The sequence below is a fragment of the Simiaoa sunii genome, assembly GCF_014337175.1.
Lineage (GTDB): Bacteria > Bacillota > Clostridia > Lachnospirales > Lachnospiraceae > Acetatifactor > Acetatifactor intestinalis.
The window spans coordinates 259,373-281,732 of the sequence record NZ_CP060633.1; the positions used below are offsets into that span (position 1 = coordinate 259,373).

General features: G+C 47.8%; 17 protein-coding genes. All 17 read left to right on the forward strand.

Annotated features, from left to right (window positions below; translation table 11 throughout):
• Window positions 1-31 precede the first annotated feature (31 nt).
• Window positions 32-1,231 (forward strand): pyridoxal phosphate-dependent aminotransferase, encoded by a 1,200-nt coding sequence (locus tag H9Q77_RS01285; protein WP_022154989.1) that lies wholly within the window; start codon window positions 32-34, stop codon window positions 1,229-1,231.
• Window position 1,232: 1 nt separating this feature from the next.
• Complete coding sequence (locus H9Q77_RS01290; protein ID WP_022154988.1) at window positions 1,233-2,087, forward strand: patatin-like phospholipase family protein; 855 nt, start codon at window positions 1,233-1,235, stop codon at window positions 2,085-2,087.
• Between the two features lie 36 nt (window positions 2,088-2,123).
• Entirely contained in the window at window positions 2,124-3,035 is a 912-nt protein-coding gene (locus H9Q77_RS01295; RefSeq protein ID WP_249326367.1) for an undecaprenyl-diphosphate phosphatase, read from the forward strand.
• Window positions 3,036-3,152: 117 nt separating this feature from the next.
• Window positions 3,153-3,623, forward strand: coding sequence for a DUF6465 family protein (locus H9Q77_RS01300; protein ID WP_249326368.1), 471 nt, complete (start codon window positions 3,153-3,155; stop codon window positions 3,621-3,623).
• Between the two features lie 232 nt (window positions 3,624-3,855).
• A complete protein-coding gene (locus tag H9Q77_RS01305; RefSeq protein WP_249326369.1) occupies window positions 3,856-5,250 on the forward strand; it encodes a DUF2142 domain-containing protein in 1,395 nt (464 codons plus the stop codon).
• A 210-nt stretch (window positions 5,251-5,460) separates the two neighbouring features.
• Complete coding sequence (gene hrcA, locus H9Q77_RS01310; RefSeq protein WP_022154984.1) at window positions 5,461-6,489, forward strand: heat-inducible transcriptional repressor HrcA; 1,029 nt, start codon at window positions 5,461-5,463, stop codon at window positions 6,487-6,489.
• 25 nt (window positions 6,490-6,514) lie between these two features.
• Window positions 6,515-7,108, forward strand: a complete 594-nt coding sequence (gene grpE / locus H9Q77_RS01315; RefSeq protein WP_022154983.1) for a nucleotide exchange factor GrpE — start codon at window positions 6,515-6,517, stop codon at window positions 7,106-7,108.
• Window positions 7,109-7,181: 73 nt separating this feature from the next.
• Window positions 7,182-9,062: a molecular chaperone DnaK gene (dnaK, locus tag H9Q77_RS01320; protein WP_118548032.1), complete on the forward strand. Its 1,881-nt coding sequence runs from the start codon at window positions 7,182-7,184 to the stop codon at window positions 9,060-9,062.
• Between the two features lie 138 nt (window positions 9,063-9,200).
• Window positions 9,201-10,382: a molecular chaperone DnaJ gene (gene dnaJ / locus H9Q77_RS01325; RefSeq protein WP_249326370.1), complete on the forward strand. Its 1,182-nt coding sequence runs from the start codon at window positions 9,201-9,203 to the stop codon at window positions 10,380-10,382.
• A gap of 842 nt (window positions 10,383-11,224) precedes the next feature.
• Complete coding sequence (locus H9Q77_RS01330; RefSeq protein ID WP_249326371.1) at window positions 11,225-12,763, forward strand: O-antigen ligase family protein; 1,539 nt, start codon at window positions 11,225-11,227, stop codon at window positions 12,761-12,763.
• Window positions 12,764-12,801: 38 nt separating this feature from the next.
• Entirely contained in the window at window positions 12,802-15,027 is a 2,226-nt protein-coding gene (locus H9Q77_RS01335) for a YhgE/Pip domain-containing protein (protein ID WP_249326372.1), read from the forward strand.
• 128 nt (window positions 15,028-15,155) lie between these two features.
• Window positions 15,156-15,608 (forward strand): hypothetical protein, encoded by a 453-nt coding sequence (locus tag H9Q77_RS01340; RefSeq protein ID WP_249326373.1) that lies wholly within the window; start codon window positions 15,156-15,158, stop codon window positions 15,606-15,608.
• Window position 15,609: 1 nt separating this feature from the next.
• Window positions 15,610-17,739, forward strand: coding sequence for a YhgE/Pip domain-containing protein (locus tag H9Q77_RS01345; RefSeq protein ID WP_249326374.1), 2,130 nt, complete (start codon window positions 15,610-15,612; stop codon window positions 17,737-17,739).
• 255 nt (window positions 17,740-17,994) lie between these two features.
• Complete coding sequence (gene prmA, locus H9Q77_RS01350; protein ID WP_118551758.1) at window positions 17,995-18,981, forward strand: 50S ribosomal protein L11 methyltransferase; 987 nt, start codon at window positions 17,995-17,997, stop codon at window positions 18,979-18,981.
• Window positions 18,982-19,002: 21 nt separating this feature from the next.
• Complete coding sequence (locus H9Q77_RS01355) at window positions 19,003-19,749, forward strand: 16S rRNA (uracil(1498)-N(3))-methyltransferase (protein ID WP_249326375.1); 747 nt, start codon at window positions 19,003-19,005, stop codon at window positions 19,747-19,749.
• A gap of 154 nt (window positions 19,750-19,903) precedes the next feature.
• Window positions 19,904-21,073, forward strand: a complete 1,170-nt coding sequence (locus tag H9Q77_RS01360) for a cysteine desulfurase family protein (RefSeq protein ID WP_249326376.1) — start codon at window positions 19,904-19,906, stop codon at window positions 21,071-21,073.
• A gap of 19 nt (window positions 21,074-21,092) precedes the next feature.
• Window positions 21,093-22,274: a tRNA uracil 4-sulfurtransferase ThiI gene (gene thiI / locus H9Q77_RS01365; RefSeq protein WP_249326377.1), complete on the forward strand. Its 1,182-nt coding sequence runs from the start codon at window positions 21,093-21,095 to the stop codon at window positions 22,272-22,274.
• Window positions 22,275-22,360: the final 86 nt, after the last annotated feature.

Here is a 22,360-nt window from a genome sequence, read left to right on the forward strand (position 1 = left end):
AGCGCAGACAGCGCGGATGGGAGAGCGTAGTATGTTAGTTCAGAAATACAAAGACATGCTGTCGGGAAAATCAGTGATCCGGCAGCTTTCGGAATTCGCTACGGCAAGAGGACAGGAGATCGGATACGAGAATGTATTTGATTACAGCCTGGGGAATCCTTCCGTTCCGGTTCCCAGAGAATTTACCGACCGTATGATCCATATGCTGGCGACGAAGGAACCGTTGGAACTGCACGGCTATAGTCCCAGCCTCGGTATTACAAGTGTCAGGGAGGCAATTGCGGAGAACCTGGAGAAGAGATTCGGCCTGCCCTATCGCAAAGAGCACATTTTTATGGCGTCTGGGGCGGCGGGAGCGCTGGCACATGCTTTTCGTCTGGTGACGGAACCGGGAGATGAGATCCTGACTTTTGCACCGTTTTTCCCGGAATATCATCCTTATGTGGATCTCACCGGGGCAGTACTGAAGGTGGTTCCGCCTAATCTGGAGAACTTCCAGATCAACTTCGAGGCGTTTGAAGAGATGCTGACAGAGAAGGTCAAGGCAGTACTGATCAATACTCCCAACAACCCCTCCGGTGTGGTATATTCCACCCCGACATTGCAGAGACTGGCAGATATCCTGAGAGAAAAGTCCAAGGAATACGGTCATATTATTTATCTGATCTCTGATGAACCTTATCGTGAGATCGTGTTTGAAGGCGTAGACAGTCCCTGCGTATCCTATTTTTATGACAATACCATCATGTGTTATTCTTTCTCCAAATCACTGTCCCTGCCGGGAGAGCGTATCGGTTATGTGGCAGTGAACCCGGCATGTGAGGATGCGGAGACCATGATCAATATGTGTGGACAGATCTCCCGCGGTATCGGACATAACTGTCCTCCTTCCATTATCCAGCTGGCAGTGGCACAGGTACTGGACAAGACAGCGGATCTGTCGGTGTATGAGACGAATATGAACATCCTCTATAAAGAACTGCTAGACCTGGGATTCACCTGTGTGAAGCCCGGCGGAACTTTCTACATTTTCCCGAAGGCGCTGGAAGAGGATGCCAAGGTATTCAGCCAGAAAGCATTGAAATATGATCTCGTTCTGGTACCGGGCGACAGCTTTGGTGCCCCCGGATATTTCCGCATGGCCTACTGTGTGGACACGGAGAAGGTAGAGAGATCTCTGGAAGCCTTTCGAAAATTTGTAAAGACTGAGTACGGAAAGGAGTCATTGTAAGATGTATCAGGCAGGACTGGTATTGGAAGGCGGTGGCATGAAGGGTGTCTATACCGCCGGAGTGTTGGACTTTTTTACCGAAAAAGGAATTGACTTCTCCCATATCTATGGGGTGTCTGCCGGAGCGTGCCATATGTGCAGCTATCTGTCCCGACAAAAGGGACGGGCGCTGAGTGTCAGTGTGGACTATCTGGATACGAGACGATATTGCAGTCTGGAGAGCTTATTGACCAGCGGAGATCTGTTCAATGTGGATTTCTGTTATCATCTGATCCCGGAATATCTGTATCCGTATGACTATGAAACATTTGAAAAATATCCCGGCAAGGCCTACAGTGTGGTGACCAACATCGAGACGGGACAGCCGGAGTATCTGCGTGTCCGCGATATCCGTAAAGATATTGACAAGATCCGTGCTTCCGCATCCCTGCCGTTAGTGGCACGGAATGTAAAAATAGATGGGAAGCTGTATCTGGACGGCGGCATCAGCGATGCGATCCCTTTGGAAAAATCGATCCTGGACGGCAACCGCAAAAACATCGTTGTCATGACCAAGGAAGTGGGATTCGTGAGAAAACCTGCCTCCGCATCGCAGTTAGGACTCATAAAACTCAGATATCTGAAATATCCTAAAGTATATGAACTTATGGCAGACAGACATATCCGTTATAATGAGAGCCTGGACTACATCGAAAGACAGGAGAAATGTGGTCAGGCATTCGTGATCCGTCCTCATAAAAAGAGTGATGTGGGACGGATTGAGAAAGACAAGGACAAACTGATCGCCTTGTACGAAGAGGGGTATCGGGAGGCAGAAGCCTGCTATGAGGATCTGCTGGCATATCTGGAAAAATAAGTACTAAAAATATAAGAAAGTATAGAGAGAAAAGAAATGTTAGAAATTATCAAAGCGATTATTTACGGTATTGTAGAAGGTATTACCGAATGGCTGCCGATCAGCAGCACGGGACATCTGATCCTGGTGGAACGTCTGATCCCTTTTCAACAGACCAGTGAAGGATTTTTCGATATGTTCGATGTAGTCATCCAGCTGGGAGCTATTTTAGCGGTGGTTGTATTGTTCTGGAACAAGATCTGGCCCTTTTACCTGAAGAAAAATAAGCAGCCGAAAAAGGGAGGCATTGTAAAATCCGCAAAAGATCCCGCAGTGGGAAATGTGGCACTGAGCATGGATGCTTTCTGGATGTGGGTGAAGATCGTTGTGGCATGTATCCCGGCAGTCGTATATGGTCTGTTATTTGATGATGCGGTAAGCGAAGCCTTCCAAAAAGAGATCGGAAGCAGCGGCGTTACGATCCAGGTCATCGTGGTGGCTGTAATGCTGGTAGTGGTCGGCGTACTATTTATCGTGATCGAGAATTGGAATAAGGACCGTGTACCTACCACAACAAAATTGTCTCAGCTGACCTACAGAGATGCACTGATCATCGGTCTGTGCCAGCTGGTAGCGGCGGCACTGCCCGGAACCTCCCGCTCCGGAGCTACGATCCTGGGAGCTATTATGATTGGTATATCGAGAACAGTGGCAGCGGAATTTACCTTCTTTCTGGCGATTCCCGTTATGTTTGGAGCCAGCCTTCTGAAGGTACTGAAGTTCGGATTCACATTCACGGGAATGGAGCTTGCCTGCCTGCTGATCGGTACGGTGGTATCCTTCATTGTATCCCTGTTTGTACTTCGCTTCCTGATGGGATACATCAAAAAGCATGACTTTAAGGTCTTCGGATGGTACCGGATCGTACTGGGGATTATCGTATTACTGTACTTCCTTGTATTCGCATAACAGTTGACAATTATAGGGAAAAGGAATACACTACCCTTATCGAGCACCGGAATACGGTACTTGTGAGGAGAATGAAAATGTTTTTGTACATGATTCGTACAGAAGGGAGACGGTAACATGGCAATAGTTAAGAAAACTGTAGCACCAGTAGCAGCAGCGAAAGTGGAAGCGCCTAAGGCAGAAGTGAAGAAAGCAGCACCGACAACTCCAGTTAAGACAGAAACTAAGACCGCTGTGAAGGAAGCTGAGAAGGCACCTGTAGCAAAGGCTGAAGTAAAAGCACCTGTAAAGGCAGAGGTTAAAAAGCCCGCAGCTAAGAAAGAGACAGCAAAAAAGGAAACCGCTAAGAAAGCACCCGCTAAGAAACCCGCAGCAAAAAAAGCAGAGTTAAAGAGCGAGATCAGTGTTCAGTTCGGCGGCAAGTCCTATTCTCAGGAAGAGCTTTTAAAGATTGCAAAGGATGTATGGAAATACGACCTGAAGCAGAAGGCAGCTGATCTGACCAGCGTAGAATTATATGTAAAACCCGAAGAGAGCATGGTTTACTATGTAATGAACAAAGAGACCACCGGAAGCTTCTACATATAAACTATTCAGAGTAATAAAAAATAAGTATATATACGTTGAATGCTTGCATTCATAAGGATATATACTTATTTTTATATTACGAAGTAACCCTATGAGCAAAAGGAAAGCACCGAAGGTGCGGTTTTGCGAATAGGGTCTGAATAGTTCACCAGGCCCCAAAGTTGAATCATCGCTTTGGGGTCTTTGTATCATCATATGTATGATCAGGATCAAAATGTTAAAGGATGACAGAATGCAGAAAAAATCAGAAAAGATTATTCTCACATTATATCTGCTGGGTTTTCTGGCACTGGCGCTTACCATCGCCCTGTTGCAGCCCCTGGCCAATACACCGCCCCTGTTCGGCAACCCGCCCGATGAGCATGCGAGATATCTGATCCCGCAGTTTATCTGCAGATACGGCAGAATCCCCACGGGACTGGAGGAAGAAGTGCGGATTCCGGCGTATGGATTTTCTTATGCGTTGTATAACGTGTTTCCTTATATTGTACAGGGGTATATCATGCGTTTTGTCAGCCTGTTCACGGAATCCGAGATCGCGTTGCTATACACGGCACGCCTGGTGAATGTGACTTTCGGACTGCTGATGGCAGTTGTTGTATACTTTATCGGGAAGAGAGTATTTCAGGATGACAGATTCCGCTGGCTGTTCTGCTTCGCGGTGACCTATCTGCCGGAAGGACTGTTTATGCATACTTATGTGAATACGGATTCCTGCTGCATGCTGTCCACGGCGATGATGGTATATGCGCTGGTCTGTGTCTACAGGGACGGCATCAACGTCCGGAACAGTCTGTGGATGAGCGGAGGTATTATTTTATGCGCACTTTCTTATTATAATGCTTATGGATATATCGTAAGCTGCATTTTACTGTTTGTAATGTTCTTTTTACAGAAAAAGGAGAGTGGCGGTTATTCTTATGACTGGAAGAAGATGTTAAAATATGGCTGCTTTATTGCGGCGGTGGTCCTGATAGGAATCGGATGGTGGTTCATTCGTAGTTATATAGTACTGGACGGAGATCTGTTAGGACTTGACACCCGGGAAAAAATGGCAATACAGTATGCGATAGAGAGTGTGAATCCTCTGACGATGCAGACCTATCACTCCATGGGATATACAGTATTCGAAATGTTCCGGGAACGATATACCTTGTCCGGACTGTTCCACAGCTTTGTGGGAGCATTCGGTTCCATGTCCATATATGGCTCCATCTGGCTGTACCGGGCATATAAAGTATTTTTTGCAGCAGGCATTGTGGGAGCGCTTCTGTATCTGATCCGTTATAAAAAGCGGCGTAAAATATCCGGAAGAGAATGGTTCTTTCATATCAATATGTTGTATTGCATTTTCATGCCGGTTTTTCTGACAATTTATTATGCATATACCACAGATTATCAGAACCAGGGACGTTACCTGCTCCCGGCATTGATCCCGCTAATGTATTACATGACAAAAGGGATTCAGAAGCTTTCGGAAATCAGCTTCAGAGGCAGGACTTTTCCGAGATGGCTGGTAAATGCAGGCATTGCGGTATGCTTCCTGATCATTATCGGAGGCACAATAGAAATGGTATATGTACGGGCACTTCCCGTGTATTTAGAGACAGGACTGGTACTGGAATAGTGCCGGTCCTGTCTTTGTATGGAAACTATTCGGAAAAGTCCGAAGAGGCGATTTCGCGAATGGGACTCAGAATAGTTTTTTTTAATAGTTTGTTTAGAATTATTTTCGGGAAAATCAGTTGACAATAATATCCTGTAGTGATATTTTAGGGTAAGAAGATGTTAGCACTCCTTTTAGACGAGTGCTAACAATCCCAAAGGGAGTGATGGAATGCAATTGGATGACAGAAAAAGAATTATATTGCAAGCCATTATCCGGAACTACTTGGAAACGGGAGAGCCGGTAGGCAGCAGGACCATTTCGAAATATACGGATCTGAATCTAAGTTCGGCAACCATTCGGAATGAGATGTCAGATCTGGAGGAGATGGGTTATATTATACAGCCCCACACTTCCGCAGGAAGAATTCCTTCCGATAAGGGATATCGCTTCTATGTGGATACCATGATGGCGACCAGAGAGCAGGAAGTCAATGAGATGAAGGATATGCTCTTAGAGAGACAGGATAAGCTGGAGAACCTGTTAAAACAGGTAGTCAAGACCCTGGCTCAGAACACACAGTATGCCACCATGATCAGTGCTCCGCAGGTACATCATAACAAGGTGAAGTTCATCCAGCTGTCCCGGGTAGATGCCGGACAGATTTTGGCAGTCATCGTTGCCGAAGGCAATGTGATCAAGAACAATATCCTGGCAGTGGATCGGGAACTGGATGATGAGACGCTTTTGAAGCTGAATATCCTGCTGAACACACACCTCAATGGTTTGTCCATGGAGGAGATTAATTTGGGAATGATCGCAGCGATGAAACAGCAGGCCGGAATCCACAGTGAGATCGTCAGTGAGGTGATCGATGCCGTGGCAGATGCCATCAAGGCAGACGAAGATCTGGAGATCTACACCAGCGGCGCGAACAACATTTTCCGGTATCCGGAGCTGGCAGATCAGTCCAAGGCAAGTGAACTGATCAATGCTTTCGAGGAGAAGCAGCAGTTAGGCGGTCTGATCCAGGAATCCCTGGCAGACGAGGGCAGCACAGGTATCCAGGTGTACATCGGAGACGAGACACCGGTGCAGGGCATGAAGGACTGCAGTGTTGTGACCGCTACTTATGAATTAGGCGAAGGCATGAAGGGAACCATAGGAATCATAGGTCCCAAGAGAATGGATTATGACAAGGTCATCGGAACGCTGCGGACGGTGCAGAACCAGTTGGATGACCTTTACCGCAAAGAATAGACAGATTCCAGAAAGGAAAGTAAAAATGGCAGATCAGGAAAAAGAAATATTAGAGGAAGAAATGGAACAGGATCTTTCGGATGCCGAAGAACTGAAGGAAGAAGAGACAGAAGATGAGGAACCTGTGAGCAAGGAAGACAAAAAGGCAGCAAAGAAGCAGGCAAAGCTGAACAAAAAGGAAGATTCCTACAAGGAGAAGATCGATCAGCTGGAAGACAGAGTAAAGCGTCAGATGGCAGAGTTCGAGAACTTCCGTAAGAGAACCGATAAAGAGAAACAGGCGATGTTTGATACCGGTGCCAAGAGTGTGATCGAGAAGATCCTTCCGGTAGTAGATAATTTTGAAAGAGGTCTGGCAACGGTTCCCGAGGAATCCAAAGAAGATCCTTTTGTAGACGGTATGAACCGTATCTACAAACAGCTGATGACAGAGCTTGAGAATATCGGTGTAAAACCCATCGAGGCAGTCGGACAGGAATTCGACCCGAACCTTCACAACGCAGTGATGCAGGTGGAGAGCGATGAGTATGAATCCGGTGTGGTAGCCCAGGAACTTCAGAAGGGCTACACATATCATGACATGGTCGTAAGACACAGCATGGTAGGCGTTGTTCAATAATTTGATTATCACATATTTTTGAAAATAGAAACTATAAAATGAAAACAGAGAGTAAAAACAGGAGGAAAATATTATGAGTAAGATTATTGGTATTGACTTAGGTACAACCAACAGCTGTGTAGCTGTTATGGAAGGTGGTAAACCCACTGTTATCGCAAATACAGAAGGCGCAAGAACCACACCCTCTGTTGTAGCATTTACCAAGACCGGTGAGAGACTGGTCGGTGAGCCTGCAAAGCGTCAGGCAGTTACTAACGCAGAGAAGACCATCTCTTCTATTAAGAGAGATATGGGTACCGATCGTGGCCGTACCATCGACGGCAAAAAGTACTCTCCTCAGCAGATCTCCGCAATGATCCTGCAGAAGCTGAAAGCAGATGCAGAGAGCTATCTGGGTGAGAAGGTTACCGAGGCAGTTATCACAGTTCCCGCATATTTCAATGATGCTCAGCGTCAGGCTACCAAGGATGCCGGTAAGATCGCAGGTCTGGATGTAAAGCGTATCATCAACGAGCCTACCGCAGCAGCACTTGCTTATGGTCTGGACAATGAAAAAGAGCAGAAGATCATGGTATACGACCTTGGTGGTGGTACCTTCGATGTATCTATCATCGAGATCGGTGACGGTGTCATCGAAGTACTGGCTACCAACGGTGATACACACCTTGGCGGTGATGATTTCGATAACAAGATCATTCAGTGGATGCTGGATGAATTCAAGAAGGCAGAAGGCGTAGATCTGTCCGGTGATAAGATGGCTATGCAGAGACTGAAGGAAGCAGCTGAGAAGGCTAAGAAAGAGCTGTCCAGTGCAATGACCACCAACATCAATCTGCCTTTCATTACCGCAACCGCAGAAGGACCTAAGCACTTTGATATGAACTTAACCCGTGCTAAGTTCGATGAACTGACCAGAGATCTGGTTGACAAGACCGCTATCCCCGTACAGAACGCTATGAAGGATGCAGGCCTGAATTATTCTGATCTGGGTCAGGTACTGTTAGTAGGTGGTTCCACACGTATCCCTGCTGTACAGGATAAGGTAAGAGCATTGACCGGTAAAGAGCCCAGCAAGTCTCTGAATCCTGATGAGTGCGTAGCAATCGGTGCTTCTATCCAGGGTGGTAAACTTGCCGGTGATGCAGGTGCCGGTGATATTCTGTTACTGGATGTAACTCCTCTGTCTCTGTCCATCGAGACCATGGGTGGTGTTGCTACCAGACTGATCGAGAGAAATACAACCATTCCTACCAAGAAGAGCCAGATCTTCTCTACCGCTGCTGATAATCAGACCGCAGTAGATATCAACGTAGTACAGGGTGAGCGTCAGTTCGCCAAGGATAATAAGTCCCTCGGACAGTTCCGTCTGGACGGTATTGCTCCCGCTCCCAGAGGAATCCCTCAGATCGAGGTTACCTTTGATATCGATGCCAACGGTATCGTAAATGTATCCGCTAAGGACCTGGGTACCGGCAAGGAGCAGCACATCACCATTACCGCTGGCTCCAACATGTCCGATTCCGATATCGAGAAGGCTGTCAAGGAAGCAGCTGAATTCGAAGCACAGGATAAGAAGCGTAAGGAAGCTATCGAGGCAAGAAACGAAGCAGACTCTTTCGTATTCCAGACCGAGAAGGCTCTGAACGAAGTAGGTGACAAGGTACCCGAGAGCGACAAGACTCAGGTACAGGCTGATCTGGAAGCTGTTAAGGCAATCCTGGAGAGAACCAAGGATCAGGAAATGAGCGACAGCGATGTAGATGAATTGAAGGCTGCAAAAGAGAAACTGACCCAGAGTGCACAGTCCGTATTCACCAAGATGTATGAGCAGGCTGCACAGGCACAGCAGGGTGCTCAGGGCGCAGGTCCTGACATGAATGCACAGGCCGGCGGCAGCGATGCAGGTTCCACCGCAGATGATGATGTCATCGACGGAGATTTCAGAGAAGTATAAATAACTTCACAAACAGAGCAATCCGTGGTATAACAGTAAATGCTGTGTAACAGTGATTGTGATAACAGACGGCACAGGGTATGCGAAAGCGTGCCCTGTGCATAACCGTCTTAAGATTTATGTGATAGAGGTGCAGAAATGGCAGAGCAAAAGAGAGACTATTACGAGGTCCTCGGTGTAGATAAGAATGCAGATGATGCTGCAATCAAAAAAGCATACCGTGTACTGGCGAAAAAATACCATCCCGACATGAACCCCGGAGACAAGGAGGCAGAACAGAAGTTTAAAGAAGCTTCCGAGGCTTATGCCGTGCTGAGTGATCCCGAGAAGAGACGCCAGTATGATCAGTATGGTCATGCGGCATTTGACGGTGGTGCAGGCGGAGCCGGTGGATTTGACTTTAACGGTGCAGACTTCGGAGACATCTTCGGAGATATTTTCGGAGATATTTTTGGTGGCGGAAGAAGCAGAAGCGCCAGAAATAACGGACCTATGAAGGGCGCCAATATCCGCACCAGCGTGCATATTACATTTGAAGAAGCTGTTTTTGGTTGCAAGAAAGAAATTGACCTGACGGTAAAAGAGACCTGTAAGACCTGTAACGGCTCCGGCGCAAAGCCGGGTACCAGCCCCGAGACCTGTACCAAGTGCGGTGGTAAGGGTCAGGTTGTATTTACCCAGCAGTCATTCTTTGGTACGGTACGTAATGTACAGACCTGTCCTGACTGTCAGGGAACCGGTAAGGTGATCAGGGAGAAGTGTCCGGATTGTCGTGGTACCGGATACATTCCGATGAAGAAGCGTTATGCAGTAGATATTCCTGCAGGTATTGACAACGGACAGTCCACCCGTATGCCGGGACTGGGTGAGCCGGGTGTTAACGGCGGCCCCAGAGGCGATGTGCTGGTAGAGGTAATTGTCGGTCGTCATCCGATCTTCCAAAGACAGGAATTCGATATCTTCTCTACCGTTCCCATCTCTTTTGCAGTGGCTGCACTGGGCGGGGAAGTACTGATCGACACCGTAGACGGTAAGGTGGTCTATGATGTGAAGGCAGGAACGCAGACAGATACCAAGATCCGTCTGCGCGGCAAGGGTGTTCCTTCCTGGAGAAATAAGGATGTCCGCGGTGACCACTATGTAACACTGGTGGTACAGACACCCGATAAATTAAAACCGGAGGCAAAGGAACTGCTGAAGCAGTTCGATGCACTGACCGGAGATTCCCTGAATGCAGTGAAAAATGCAACCGAAGCAGGAGAAAACGGATCTAAGGAGAAAGACTCCAAGGATGGCAAGAAAAAGAAGTTTTGGAAATAAGATTGGTAGCGCCTTTTGCTGACAATCTTATGAATAGCGTGGCTCATTGCGGAGAACTCTGTATTTAAAATCCTATTTTTTACTAAAAAAATACAAAAATACGAGATTTTACCATGCAAAAAGCTGTTATTTTCGCTGAGCGTGCAAAATGAAGAAATTCCGTACAAAAATTCCGGATTTGGGGATTTTTTTGTACGGAATTCATTGTTTTTAGAGTTTTTACACCAAACTAACTTGAGAGTTAGTTGAATACATTGGCAAAATCCACGAACTCTCGGAGCATGCGATACACATGTCTCGATGTAAGGTCTCCGGATGTGAATTTTCTACGAAAAGTGATGAGTAGTTCTCGGCATGACGGGGCCGCCTACAGTCGACATCCATGTCGACAATCGGCTGACGCGGACATCGTGTCCGCTTTCCCCCTGTCTTTCAGCACTTTTCTAGAAAATATCAACATCCTCCGACAAACATCTTCGACATGGCATTGCATACGCCGGGAGTTCTGCGTTTTGGAAAGCTTTCAAAAAACCAGTAGCCCCGGCTGGGTATAAGAATAAGCAGTGCCGTAAGCAGACGTCGGTACCATAGCGTCCTAAGGGACGCATTGCGGTCGTATTGTGACCGCTTATGTACCGCTACGCTCTGCGACAGAGCGCGAGCGTGCCGCGTTTCTTATACCCTGCCAAGGGCTACGGGGATTTGATAGCATTTCTTCACTAACTCTCAATTTAATATACAATTTTACAATTTTGTAAATAGTAAACGGTTTGACAGAAGGGGGAGAAACGCTTACAATTCAAGTAGTTATACAGGCTGTGGCACAAAGGAGACGGGCAGGAATGGAGAATCGGCGAGAGGAATTTCTGAAAACAGTATGTCAGATCTATATGGCTGCCGTTCTGGTCGTGTTGCCGCTGTACTATATTCCCGGAAATGGATATGACAAATTGGGCGATAGCAAATATTATTTATATCGCAATATCTCTCTGATCTGTATGGGGATTTGTCTGGCGGTACAGATCATCGCTGTGGTAAGAAGCTGCCGGATGGAAAACAGCAGTAGTTCCGGTATGTATATGAGAAAAACCGGGGGAAAAATAATCAGATGGTGCAGAGAGCATAGTGTTGTGACGGCCGTCTGCTTATATGGATTTTGCGCATTATTGTCTGCCATTTGTAGTTCTTACGGAAGGACCGCCTGGGCCGGAGAACGGGAATGGTACATGGGCGCTGTCACCATCTGCCTGATGGTAGGCGGATTTCTGATGGCAGCGGATTACAGCGGACAATGCATCCGGATTTTATATCTGGGAGAAGCAGCGTCTGTCATAGTGGCACTCATAGGATTGTTCCAAAAATTGGGTTATGATCCTCTGGGACTGCTGAAGGGCTATGTGGTAGGGGACTGGGAATATACACATATGCTCAGTACTTTGGGAAATAATAACTGGCTCAGCGGGTATTACAGTGTGATGCTTCCTCTGTCACTGTCACTTTTTTGTAAGGCTGCGGAAGAGGGGAGAAGAGCTGCTTCCATTTTGCTTGGAGGCGGTAATGTCCTTGTGGTGATGATGTTGTTTTTACAGGGAAGTGACGGCGGTGTGATGGTGGTATGTGTAACACTGTGGATATGTTTTTGGAGCAGTCGTAAAAAAAATGGACTTTGGGAGCCGTTGCTTGTCCTGTTGTCCGGAGCCTGCGTTGGAATGTTATTGTGGGGAAAGGTGATGCAATCCCGGGGAACCTATGATATTTTATTACAGGATGGTATTGCAAGAAAAATGGCAGTATGGCAGGGATGGTTTCTGCTTGCAGTAGTGTGTCTGTTATTCTGTGGGATACATTATGCTCTTCCGGAAAAGAAAAAGAGGGCGCTACAGATCGGAGCACTGTGCGGCAGTCTGTTGTTGGCTGCGGGTGTGATAATATGGTATATTTTGAAACTGCAGGGCAGCGATTTTGCGGAGTGGGGCAATCGCCGGGGAATGTTATGGCAGATGGCATGGCAGGGTTTCTGCCGTGGCGATCTTAAGCATAAGCTGCTGGGGGTCGGACCGGATTGCTTTGCAGCTTATTTGGAACAGGTGTTACCGGGAGGCACGGTACTATTTGACAAAGGCTATTTTGCCGGTTCGATTTTTACGAATGCACACAATGAATGGCTTACCACGTTGATCAACCTGGGGGTACTGGGAACTGCTGCTTATGCAGCCGTATTTCTTACCGCATTGCGGAAATACCGCAGAAATTCCATGGCGATCATGTTGCTTTTTACTTATGGAATGCATTCCCTGATCAGCTTTCAGCAGGTATTGAATACCCCTTTCTTTTTTCTGTTGCTGGGGGTATGCGAAGCTGAACAGCGCATGAATCAGTAATATAATACAGATACACATGAGGAGTCTATAGAAGTCGGATGAAAAATATTTGGAAAATTTTCACAAAAGATGTCAAACAATTAGTGAAGCAGCCTTTTGCACTGATCATAATTATTGGGTTGTGCGTGATCCCATCACTGTATGCCTGGTTTAATATTTTTGCCAACTGGGATCCTTATGCCAATACCGGCGGGATTCCCGTAGCAGTGGTGTCATTGGATCAGGACTATACGTTAAAGGACGGTTCCGTGGTAAATATGGGAGAATCCGTTCTGGAGAGTCTGCATTCTAATACCAGCGTAAAATGGATTTTTCCGGACACAGAGGAAGAAGCAAAAGAGGGTGTGGAGTCAGGAAAATATTATGCTGCTATTGTGATCACCGATAAGTTTACATACAGCATGTATAATGCATTTTCGGATGATTTCGAGAATCCGGCGCTGATCTATTATCAGAATCAAAAGAGCAATGCCATTGCTACGAAGATCACGGATACGGTAGCGGGAACGCTGCAGAATACCATTAACGAGACATTTATTAAAGTGGCAGCCACTACCATTTTTGAAGAGAGCAATTCCGTATCGGCGCAGGTGCAGGGCGGCAGTTACGTGGATGAATTCCGTGCAGATCTCGCGGAACTAAACGACAATCTGAAAGAATACAGCGCGATGATCGATTCCTTCCGCGCGGGAAATACCCGACTGGAAGCTGCGATCACCCATGTAAATTATGAAATCCCGGCAATGCAGAAGAAACTGGATGCGACGACTGCCAGCCTGAACCAGAGCAGTCAGAATCTGTCTTCGACCCGGGACACGCTGGCTGATTTCAGCAATAATATTGATACTTCCATGGCAAATATCAACAATTCCCTGGAAAATATGAAAAAGACGCTGGATGCCAGTAAACTGGCGGATGATACAGCGCAGATGACCAAAGATCTGAACAAAGTGGCGAGGGATACCAATACCCTGAACGGACAGGTGAATGATCTGTTGGCAGTACTGTTGCAGCAGAAATTACAGGGCAGCGTCTCCGGAGGGGATGCTTCTGTCTCCGGAGGCAACGCAGGTGCCGGCGGCAATGGAGGAAGTGCGGCTTCTGACGCGGCCATTGAGGCACTGAAGGCAATGCAGAAGGAACTGGATATGATGAACACCGTGGTGGGCAGTGTGCTGGAAGCTACGGATGAGCAGGCGGCGGAGAAGGCAAAAGTCAATGTCAACAATGCCATGAATAACCTGAAGAGCGTTATCGACAGCTGCGAAAATAATGTAAGCAATATGCAGGGCATTTATAAAAATAACCTGGTACCGCAGATGCAGAGAGTACTGACCAATATGACAGATTCCCTGAATCAGGTGACCGGACTGGTAAATACTCTGAGTAACACGGTGAAAAATGTGGGTGTGGTCATGGAAGGCGTAGGCGACGCAGTGGACGGCACCAGTGAAAGCCTTGGCCAGATTCAGAGCGTGGTAGACAGCATCAGCGACAAACTGACAGACCTGACGGAACAGCTGGAAGGTGCTTCCGAAGAAGAAATGATGGATATTCTGGTGCGTTTCCTGGGCGGTGACCCGGATAGCCTGGGAGCTTATTTTGCATCTCCGGTGACCATGGAGACTGTTGCCATATATCCTGTGGCCACCTACGGATCCGCTATGACTCCGTTTTATTCTACACTGGCCATCTGGGTAGGGTCTACGATACTGGTGGCACTGGTGAAAGTAAAAGCCTCTCCGAAAGGATTGGAAAATGCACAGAGTTATCAGTTGTATTTCGGCAGATATCTGCTGTTTTTCCTGCTGGCACAGATTCAGGCAGCCATTATCGTAGCGGGAGATCTGTGGCTGCTGAAGGTCAATATTGTGGAGCCGGCATTGTTTTTCCTGGCGGCAAGCTTTACGGCAACTGCATTTTCCCTGTTGATCTATTCGCTGACACTGGCATTCGGAGATGTGGGTAAGGCTGTCTGCGTCATTGTCATGGTATTGCAGATCGCGGGATCCAGCGGTACGTTCCCGATTGAACTGCTGCCGGATACTTATCAGAAAATATATATCTTTTTCCCATTCCCCTATGCCATTACGGCAATGCGTGAGGCGCTGGCGGGAATGTACGGAACGGCCTATATGGAAGCATTGGCAAAGCTGATCCTGTTTATGCTGGAGGGCCTGCTGATCGGCCTGGTGATCCGGATCCCTTTCGTCAAACTGAATCACTTTGTGGAAGAGAGAATGGAAGACACGGAACTCATGTGATGCCTATTCGGAGCCATGTAAACATTGCAAAAGGAAAGCTCCGCAGGAGCGGTTTTGCGAATGAAGTACCGAATAGGCAGAAAGTAAGGCAGAAAATAAGACAGAAAGTAAGACAGAAAGGAAATTTCATGGAAAGAGACTACGAAGAGATTTTTCAGAAGGTGTTGGACTATGAGCAGACCCTTCATGAAAAAAACAGAAAAAGAATCAAGATCGGTCTGAAGTGCATCTGGATCGTGCCCCTGTTTTTCCTGGCATTGTTGTTCCTGACCGGCAGCAATAAAGTGATCTTCCTGATCCTGTGGATCGTGTCACTGTTCGCCCTGTCGATCTATCTGATCGTTGTGGAATATATGGATCATAACTTGCAGGAAAAGATCATGGAACTAAAGGGGGAAGAGGGAACGATCGAAGCAGTAACCCCTGCGGATTTTGACAGAGCGGCACAGATCATCCGCAAGACCCGGGAAATGATCGGTGAGGGACTGAACTCCCCGGCGGAGACACAGGCAGAAGTGACAGAGAAAAAAGACGAAGCAGAAGAAATAAAAGAAACAGAAGACGGGGAGGAAGGCGAGTAATATGCGTAACATCTGGAAAATATTTACCACCGACATCCGTCGGATCAGCAATAATGTGGTGGCAGTTGTTATTATTATGGGACTGAGTATTCTCCCGGCACTGTATGCATGGTTCAATATTTTCTCCAACTGGGATCCCTATGAACCTGCAGCTACCAGTCAGCTGAAGGTGGCGGTGGCTTCCGATGATGCCGGAGCGGAGATCATGGGACTTTCCCTGAATGTAGGAGACAGTGTGCTGGAGGCTTTGGGGGCCAATACCACCATCGGGTGGGTATTCCCGGGGACTACCGAAGAAGCCCTGGAAGGAGTTAAGAACAGTGATTACTATGCGGCATTGATCATTCCGGAGAACTTCACACAGGAGATGTTGGGATTCCTGGACGGAGAAGTGGATCATCCTACCATTTACTATTATGAAAACGAGAAAAAGAACGGTATCGCACCCAAGATTACCGGAAAAGCGAAAAATGCCGTGCAGGAGCAGGTGAATGCCACATTTGTCAGCACCGTGGCAGAAGCTGTCATGAAAGCCGGAAATGGACTGTCCATGGCGAATGCAAGCGGACAGGCCAGTGTGACAGGTTCACTGGATTCCGTACAGGCACAGCTGCAGGATTATGTGGTAATGCTGCAGTCCTTCCAGAGTATTATGAGTTCTGCGGAGATGATCATGGCCACCAGCCGGAATATGCTTCCGGATATGGACAATATACTGGAGAACGGACGAAATACCATGATCGGTATGCAGACCATGATCAATTCCAGCGTAGATGCAGTGGATGTTATGGGGGATATGGTGAGCAGCAGTATGGACATGGTGACGGAAGCGTTGCAATATCTGTCTGTGTTCTCGGATGGGTTGCTGGATCAGATGGGCAGTAACAATATCGGAAGTACTACCGATACCGGACTGGGAATGGCGATCGGTCTGGTACAGGGAATGCAGGCCAACATGGATGTGCTGGGAAGCCTGGTCACCGGACAGGATGCGCAGATTCAGGCGATCAACCAGTCTCTGAAAAATATCGAGGCGGATTTAAAACAGCTGCAGAACAGCAAGGGTCAGGTCGACACGGATGTGAATACGCTGCGGGCACAGATCCGGGAACAGATTCAGATCTGCAATAAGCAGCTGAACAACCTGATGAATGATTACAATAATAATGTCAGACCTTCTTTCCGGAATACCGGGAAATCCATGCAGCAGGCATTTTTAAATGCCGCGGCTATGATGAACGGAACGGATGTGAATATGGATGAGATCTCAGATATTCTGGGAGAATATGAGCAGACCATCCGGGAAGGCAATTTAAGCCTGCAGGATTCCCTGACAATTGCACAGGAACTGCTGGACAAGGTAAGTAAAATAGCGGATAATATAAAACGGATCACCGGGGCGGATTCTTATGAAGATATTCTGAAAGCCATGGCCAGCGATCCGACTTCCGTGGCGGAATTCGTATCATCACCGGTGAAGCTTCAGACGGTACCGGTCTATCCGGTGGAGCACTACGGCTCCGCGGCATCGCCGTTTTACACGATCCTGGCGATCTGGGTGGGAGCACTGTTTTTAGTGGCTATCATCCATGTGGGTGTGAAACCCATTGATCCCGGAGATCATTACAAAGAATATGAAAGATACTTTGGCAGATATCTGCTGTTTTTCCTTATCGGACAGGCACAGACACTGCTGACGATCCTGGGCAATCTCTACTACATTGAGATCCAGTGCCAGCATAAATTTCTATATTGGCTGGCAGCAGCTGTGGCAAGTGCGGCGTTCAGCTGTTTCATGTATTCCGTGACGTTTGCTTTCGGCAATGTGGGAGAAGCACTGGCCATCGTGGTCATGGTCATTCAGGTAGCGGGAAGCGGAGGAACCTTCCCCATTGAGGCGCTGCCGAAGGTGTTTCAGTGGATCTATCCTTTCCTGCCGTTCCAGTTTGGCATGAAAGCGTTTAAAGAATGTATTGCAGGAATGTACGGTGTGGATTACTGGATCAATGTGGGCAAAATGGTACTATTCCTGATCATCGCATTATTACTGGGACTGGCACTGGAACCGCCATTCCGCAAATTGAACCACAGGATCGAGAAGAGCAAGGAAAAGACAGGGCTGATGATATAATGAGCCTCAAGGAAAACCAAGCGGCTGCGAAGCAGACATTTGGTTTTCTGGGCTCATTAGCGAACGAATAATCCTGCGAAGCAGGATGTAGAGTGCGAAAGCACGAATTCGTGAGCTTATGATATAATGAGCGCAAGTGAGCCAATATGCTTGCATAATTGGCGAACGGCGAATTTGATCATGATCGTTGCGAAGCAACGGTAAGCACCGTAGGTGCGAATCATGATATAATGAGTGCGAGAAAGGAATCACAATATGAAGTGGGTGAAATTCAGAATAAAGACCGTGACAGATGCGGAAGATATTATTATCAGTACCCTGTATGATCTGGGACTGGAGGGTGCACAGATCGAGGACAAGGTGCCTCTGACTGCGATGGAGAAGGAGCAGATGTTCGTGGATATCCTGCCGGACGGACCGGAGGATGATGGCATTGCATACTTAAGCTTTTTTGTAGAGGAAAAAGAAGACGGCAGTCTGGAAGTAGCTGGTGAGAAGACTACCACCGAAGCAGTGCTTGCCGATGTGAAGCAGGAATTGGAAGATTTACGTCAGTTTATGGATATTGGAGAAGGTTCCGTCGTCGTGGATGAGACGGAGGACATTGACTGGATCAATAACTGGAAGCAGTATTTCCATCAGTTCTATATTGATGACATCCTGGTCATCCCTTCCTGGGAAAATATCAAGCCTGAGGATACCGATAAAATGGTGCTCCATATCGATCCCGGCACGGCGTTCGGTACCGGGATGCATGAGACTACGCAGCTGTGCATCCGTCAGCTGCGCAAGTTCATTACCCCAGAGACGGAGCTTCTGGACGTAGGAACCGGCAGTGGTATTCTGGCAATTTTATCTCTGATGTTTGGTGCAAAACATGCTGTGGGAACCGACCTGGATATCTGTGCGGTGGAAGCTGTGGCACAGAACTGTGATGTGAACGGCATTGATCCGGCACAGTTCGACATGATGATCGGCAACATCATCACCGATAAAGAAGTACAGGACAAAGTGGGGTATGAGTGCTATGATATCGTGGTAGCCAATATCCTGGCAGATGTGCTGGTGCCACTGACTCCCGTGATCGTACATCAGTTGAAAAAGGGCGGTATCTACATTACCTCCGGAATTATTGATGACAAGGAGCAGACTGTGGTAGAGGCAGTGAAGGCAGCAGGCCTGGAAGTACTGGAAGTCACTTATCAGGGAGAATGGGTCAGTGTGACCGCAAGGAAGAACTAGAAGTCGGAAGCGGGAGTGTTTATGTATCAGTTTTTTGTAGAACCGGAGCAGATCGATGTGGCGGGAAAAAGCGTCATCATCCGGGGAGCCGATGTCAATCATATCAAAAATGTACTGCGGATGCGTCCCGGTGAGGAAGTGGCGGTCAGCAACGGAATCGACGGCAGGGAATACCGTTGCGGGATCCTGGCATTGGAGGAAGACTGTGTTCGTCTGGAACTACGTTTTATCAAGGAAGATGGTGTGGAGCTTCCCGCAAAGATCTACCTGTTCCAGGGGCTGCCCAAGGCGGATAAAATGGAACTCATTATTCAAAAAGCAGTGGAACTGGGAGCTTTTCAGGTGATTCCTGTAGCAATGAAACGCTGCGTGGTGAAATTGGATGAGAAAAAAGCGGACAGCAAAATAAAGCGCTGGCAGGGAATTGCGGAAGCAGCCGCCAAGCAGAGCAAACGGGGTGTGATCCCGACGGTGGCACCTGTAATGAGCTATGCACAGGCAGTGAAAATGGCATCAGAAATGGATCTGAAGCTGGTGCCCTACGAACTGGCAGAGGGGATGGAACAGACGAAACAGCTGATCGAAAGTGTAAAGCCGGGTCAGCGGATCGCTATTTTCATCGGTCCGGAAGGCGGCTTTGATCCGGAGGAGATCCGGACCGCCACAGAGGCCGGAATCCACCCCATTACGCTGGGTAAGAGGATTCTTCGTACAGAGACAGCCGGATTTACGACTATCGCATGGCTGATGTATCAGTTGGAAAATTAGCGGATGGGCGGCACAGAGTATCTGCCTTTGGCATATTTTAATCATAAGAAGAATATAGTAACTGTTCAGAGTAAACGGAAAGTTTTGAAAGAGCGATCCGGCGAATGGACTTTGAGTAGCTGCTACACAGATAGATAGCAAGGAGAAGAAGAGAATGGAAGTCTATTTGGACAATTCCGCTACGACCAGAACTTTTCCGGAAGTAGCCGAATTGATGACAAAGATCATGTGTGAAGATTACGGAAATCCCTCCAGCCTGCATATGAAGGGAGTGGAGGCGGAGAAGTACCTCCGCTATGCCAAGGAGACTCTGGCAAGGATCCTGAAGGTGGAGGAGAGAGAGCTGTTGTTCACCTCCGGCGGTACAGAGTCTGATAATATGGCATTGATCGGCTGCGCCCTGGCGAATTGCCGCAGGGGCAACCATCTGATCACGACACAGATCGAACATCCTGCCATTCTGCAGACCATGCGTTACCTGGAGAGCCAGGGATACCGTGTCACGTATCTGCCGGTGGATTCCTGCGGACGCATTCATCTGGAAGACCTGCGCAGAGCCATGACACCGGAGACGATTCTGGTATCCATTATGCATACCAATAATGAGATCGGTGCCCTGCAGCCTATTGAGGAAGCCGGAGCACTGATCAAACAGATGAACCCGGATACGCTGTTCCATGTGGATGCGGTACAGGGATTCGGCAAATCCAGGATCTATCCGAAAAAGATGCACATCGACCTATTGTCGGTCAGCGGACACAAGATCCATGGACCGAAGGGTGTCGGACTTTTATATGTGGGAGACAAGGTCAAGATCCAACCCATTGTATTCGGAGGCGGACAGCAGCAGAATCTTCGTTCCGGTACGGAAAATGTACCGGGGATTGCAGGACTGGCAAAAGCAGCGGAAATGCTGTACAGTCGTTTCGATGAGGATCATGCGAGACTCTGTGCCTGCAAGAGACGATTTATCGAGGGCGTAAGAGAACTGGATCAGGTGACGGTCAACGGACTTCTGCCGGATGCACCGTACGGTGAGGGGACGGCGGCACACATTGTCAGCGTATCTTTTGCCGGCGTCAGAAGTGAAGTGCTCCTGCATGCACTGGAGGACAAGGGAATCTATGTATCGGCGGGAAGTGCCTGCTCCGCACACAAACCGCAGCCTTCCGCTACACTGAAAGCCATCGGTGTCGACAAATCCCTGCTGGATTCCACCATAAGATTCAGCTTTTCCGTATTTACCACGGAAGAAGAGATTGACGTATGCTTACGGGCATTGTACAATATAGTACCTATGTTACGCAGATATAGCCGTAGATAAAACAAGAAAGGAAAAGAACGTGTTTACATCATTTTTGATAAAATATGCCGAGATCGGTATTAAGGGAAAAAACCGTTATTTGTTCGAGGATGCTCTGGTACGCCAGATCAAATACGCATTGAAAAAATGTGAAGGAGAATTCCTGGTGCACAAGACGCAGGGACGTATTTTCGTGGATGCAGAGTCGGAATTCGACTATGATGAAGTGGTAGCGCACCTGCAGAGAGTCTTCGGCATTTCCGGGATCTGTCCGGTGGTGCACGTACAGGATGAGGGCTTCGAGAAGCTGTGTGAGACCGTGATCGACTACATTGCAAAGGTATATCCGGACTGTAACCAGACGTTCAAGGTGGCAGCGAGACGTGCCCGGAAAAATTACCCCAAGGATTCCATGACTATCAACATGGATATGGGAGAAGCTATCCTGAAGGCTTATCCCAATATGAAGGTGGATGTACATCATCCCGATATCATGCTGAACATTGAGATCCGTGAAGAAATCTATATCTATTCCGTGATCCTGCCCGGTCCCGGAGGAATGCCCGTAGGTACCGGCGGCAAGGGAATGCTGCTCCTCTCCGGAGGTATTGATTCTCCCGTAGCCGGTTATATGATCGCCAAGAGAGGCGTCAAGATCGATGCAGTATATTTCCATGCACCGCCTTACACCAGCGAGCGTGCGAAGCAGAAAGTAGTGGATCTGGCGAAGATCGTTGCCCGTTATACCGGACCGATCTACCTGCATGTGATCAACTTTACCGATATTCAGTTATATATCTATGAGAAATGTCCGCATGAGGAACTGACCATCATCATGCGCCGTTATATGATGCGGATCGCGGAACAGATCGCGAAAGAGACGGAATGTCTGGGCCTGATCACCGGTGAGAGCATCGGACAGGTGGCATCCCAGACTATGAATTCCCTGATCGCTACCAATGAAGTATGTGAACTACCGGTATACCGTCCTCTGATCGGATTTGACAAGCAGGAGATTGTAGAAGTATCCGAGAAGATCGGCACTTACGAGACTTCCATTCTGCCCTATGAAGATTGTTGTACCATCTTCGTGGCAAAACATCCCGTGACGAAGCCGAATGTAAAGGTGATCCGCAGACATGAACACAATCTGGGTGAGAAGATCGACGAACTGGTGAAGACGGCATTAGAGACCAAAGAACTGATTATTGCGGAAGCATAAGTGCGAATGCAGAGTAACTATTCAGAACCGGGGAAACAGAGGTACTGAATAGTTACTTTTTTGGAATGGCATATAAAAAACACCTC

What these genes read in the sequence shown, in the direction of transcription:
- H9Q77_RS01285 (WP_022154989.1), top strand. Translation starts at nt 32, where the DNA reads ATGTTAGTTCAGAAATACAAAGACATGCTGTCGGGAAAATCAGTGATC.
- H9Q77_RS01330 (WP_249326371.1), top strand. Translation starts at nt 11,225, where the DNA reads ATGGAGAATCGGCGAGAGGAATTTCTGAAAACAGTATGTCAGATCTAT.
- dnaK (WP_118548032.1), top strand. Translation starts at nt 7,182, where the DNA reads ATGAGTAAGATTATTGGTATTGACTTAGGTACAACCAACAGCTGTGTA.
- H9Q77_RS01335 (WP_249326372.1), top strand. Translation starts at nt 12,802, where the DNA reads ATGAAAAATATTTGGAAAATTTTCACAAAAGATGTCAAACAATTAGTG.
- prmA (WP_118551758.1), top strand. Translation starts at nt 17,995, where the DNA reads ATGAAGTGGGTGAAATTCAGAATAAAGACCGTGACAGATGCGGAAGAT.
- H9Q77_RS01360 (WP_249326376.1), top strand. Translation starts at nt 19,904, where the DNA reads ATGGAAGTCTATTTGGACAATTCCGCTACGACCAGAACTTTTCCGGAA.
- dnaJ (WP_249326370.1), top strand. Translation starts at nt 9,201, where the DNA reads ATGGCAGAGCAAAAGAGAGACTATTACGAGGTCCTCGGTGTAGATAAG.
- grpE (WP_022154983.1), top strand. Translation starts at nt 6,515, where the DNA reads ATGGCAGATCAGGAAAAAGAAATATTAGAGGAAGAAATGGAACAGGAT.
- H9Q77_RS01300 (WP_249326368.1), top strand. Translation starts at nt 3,153, where the DNA reads ATGGCAATAGTTAAGAAAACTGTAGCACCAGTAGCAGCAGCGAAAGTG.
- H9Q77_RS01305 (WP_249326369.1), top strand. Translation starts at nt 3,856, where the DNA reads ATGCAGAAAAAATCAGAAAAGATTATTCTCACATTATATCTGCTGGGT.
- H9Q77_RS01345 (WP_249326374.1), top strand. Translation starts at nt 15,610, where the DNA reads ATGCGTAACATCTGGAAAATATTTACCACCGACATCCGTCGGATCAGC.
- H9Q77_RS01290 (WP_022154988.1), top strand. Translation starts at nt 1,233, where the DNA reads ATGTATCAGGCAGGACTGGTATTGGAAGGCGGTGGCATGAAGGGTGTC.
- H9Q77_RS01295 (WP_249326367.1), top strand. Translation starts at nt 2,124, where the DNA reads ATGTTAGAAATTATCAAAGCGATTATTTACGGTATTGTAGAAGGTATT.
- H9Q77_RS01340 (WP_249326373.1), top strand. Translation starts at nt 15,156, where the DNA reads ATGGAAAGAGACTACGAAGAGATTTTTCAGAAGGTGTTGGACTATGAG.
- hrcA (WP_022154984.1), top strand. Translation starts at nt 5,461, where the DNA reads ATGCAATTGGATGACAGAAAAAGAATTATATTGCAAGCCATTATCCGG.
- H9Q77_RS01355 (WP_249326375.1), top strand. Translation starts at nt 19,003, where the DNA reads ATGTATCAGTTTTTTGTAGAACCGGAGCAGATCGATGTGGCGGGAAAA.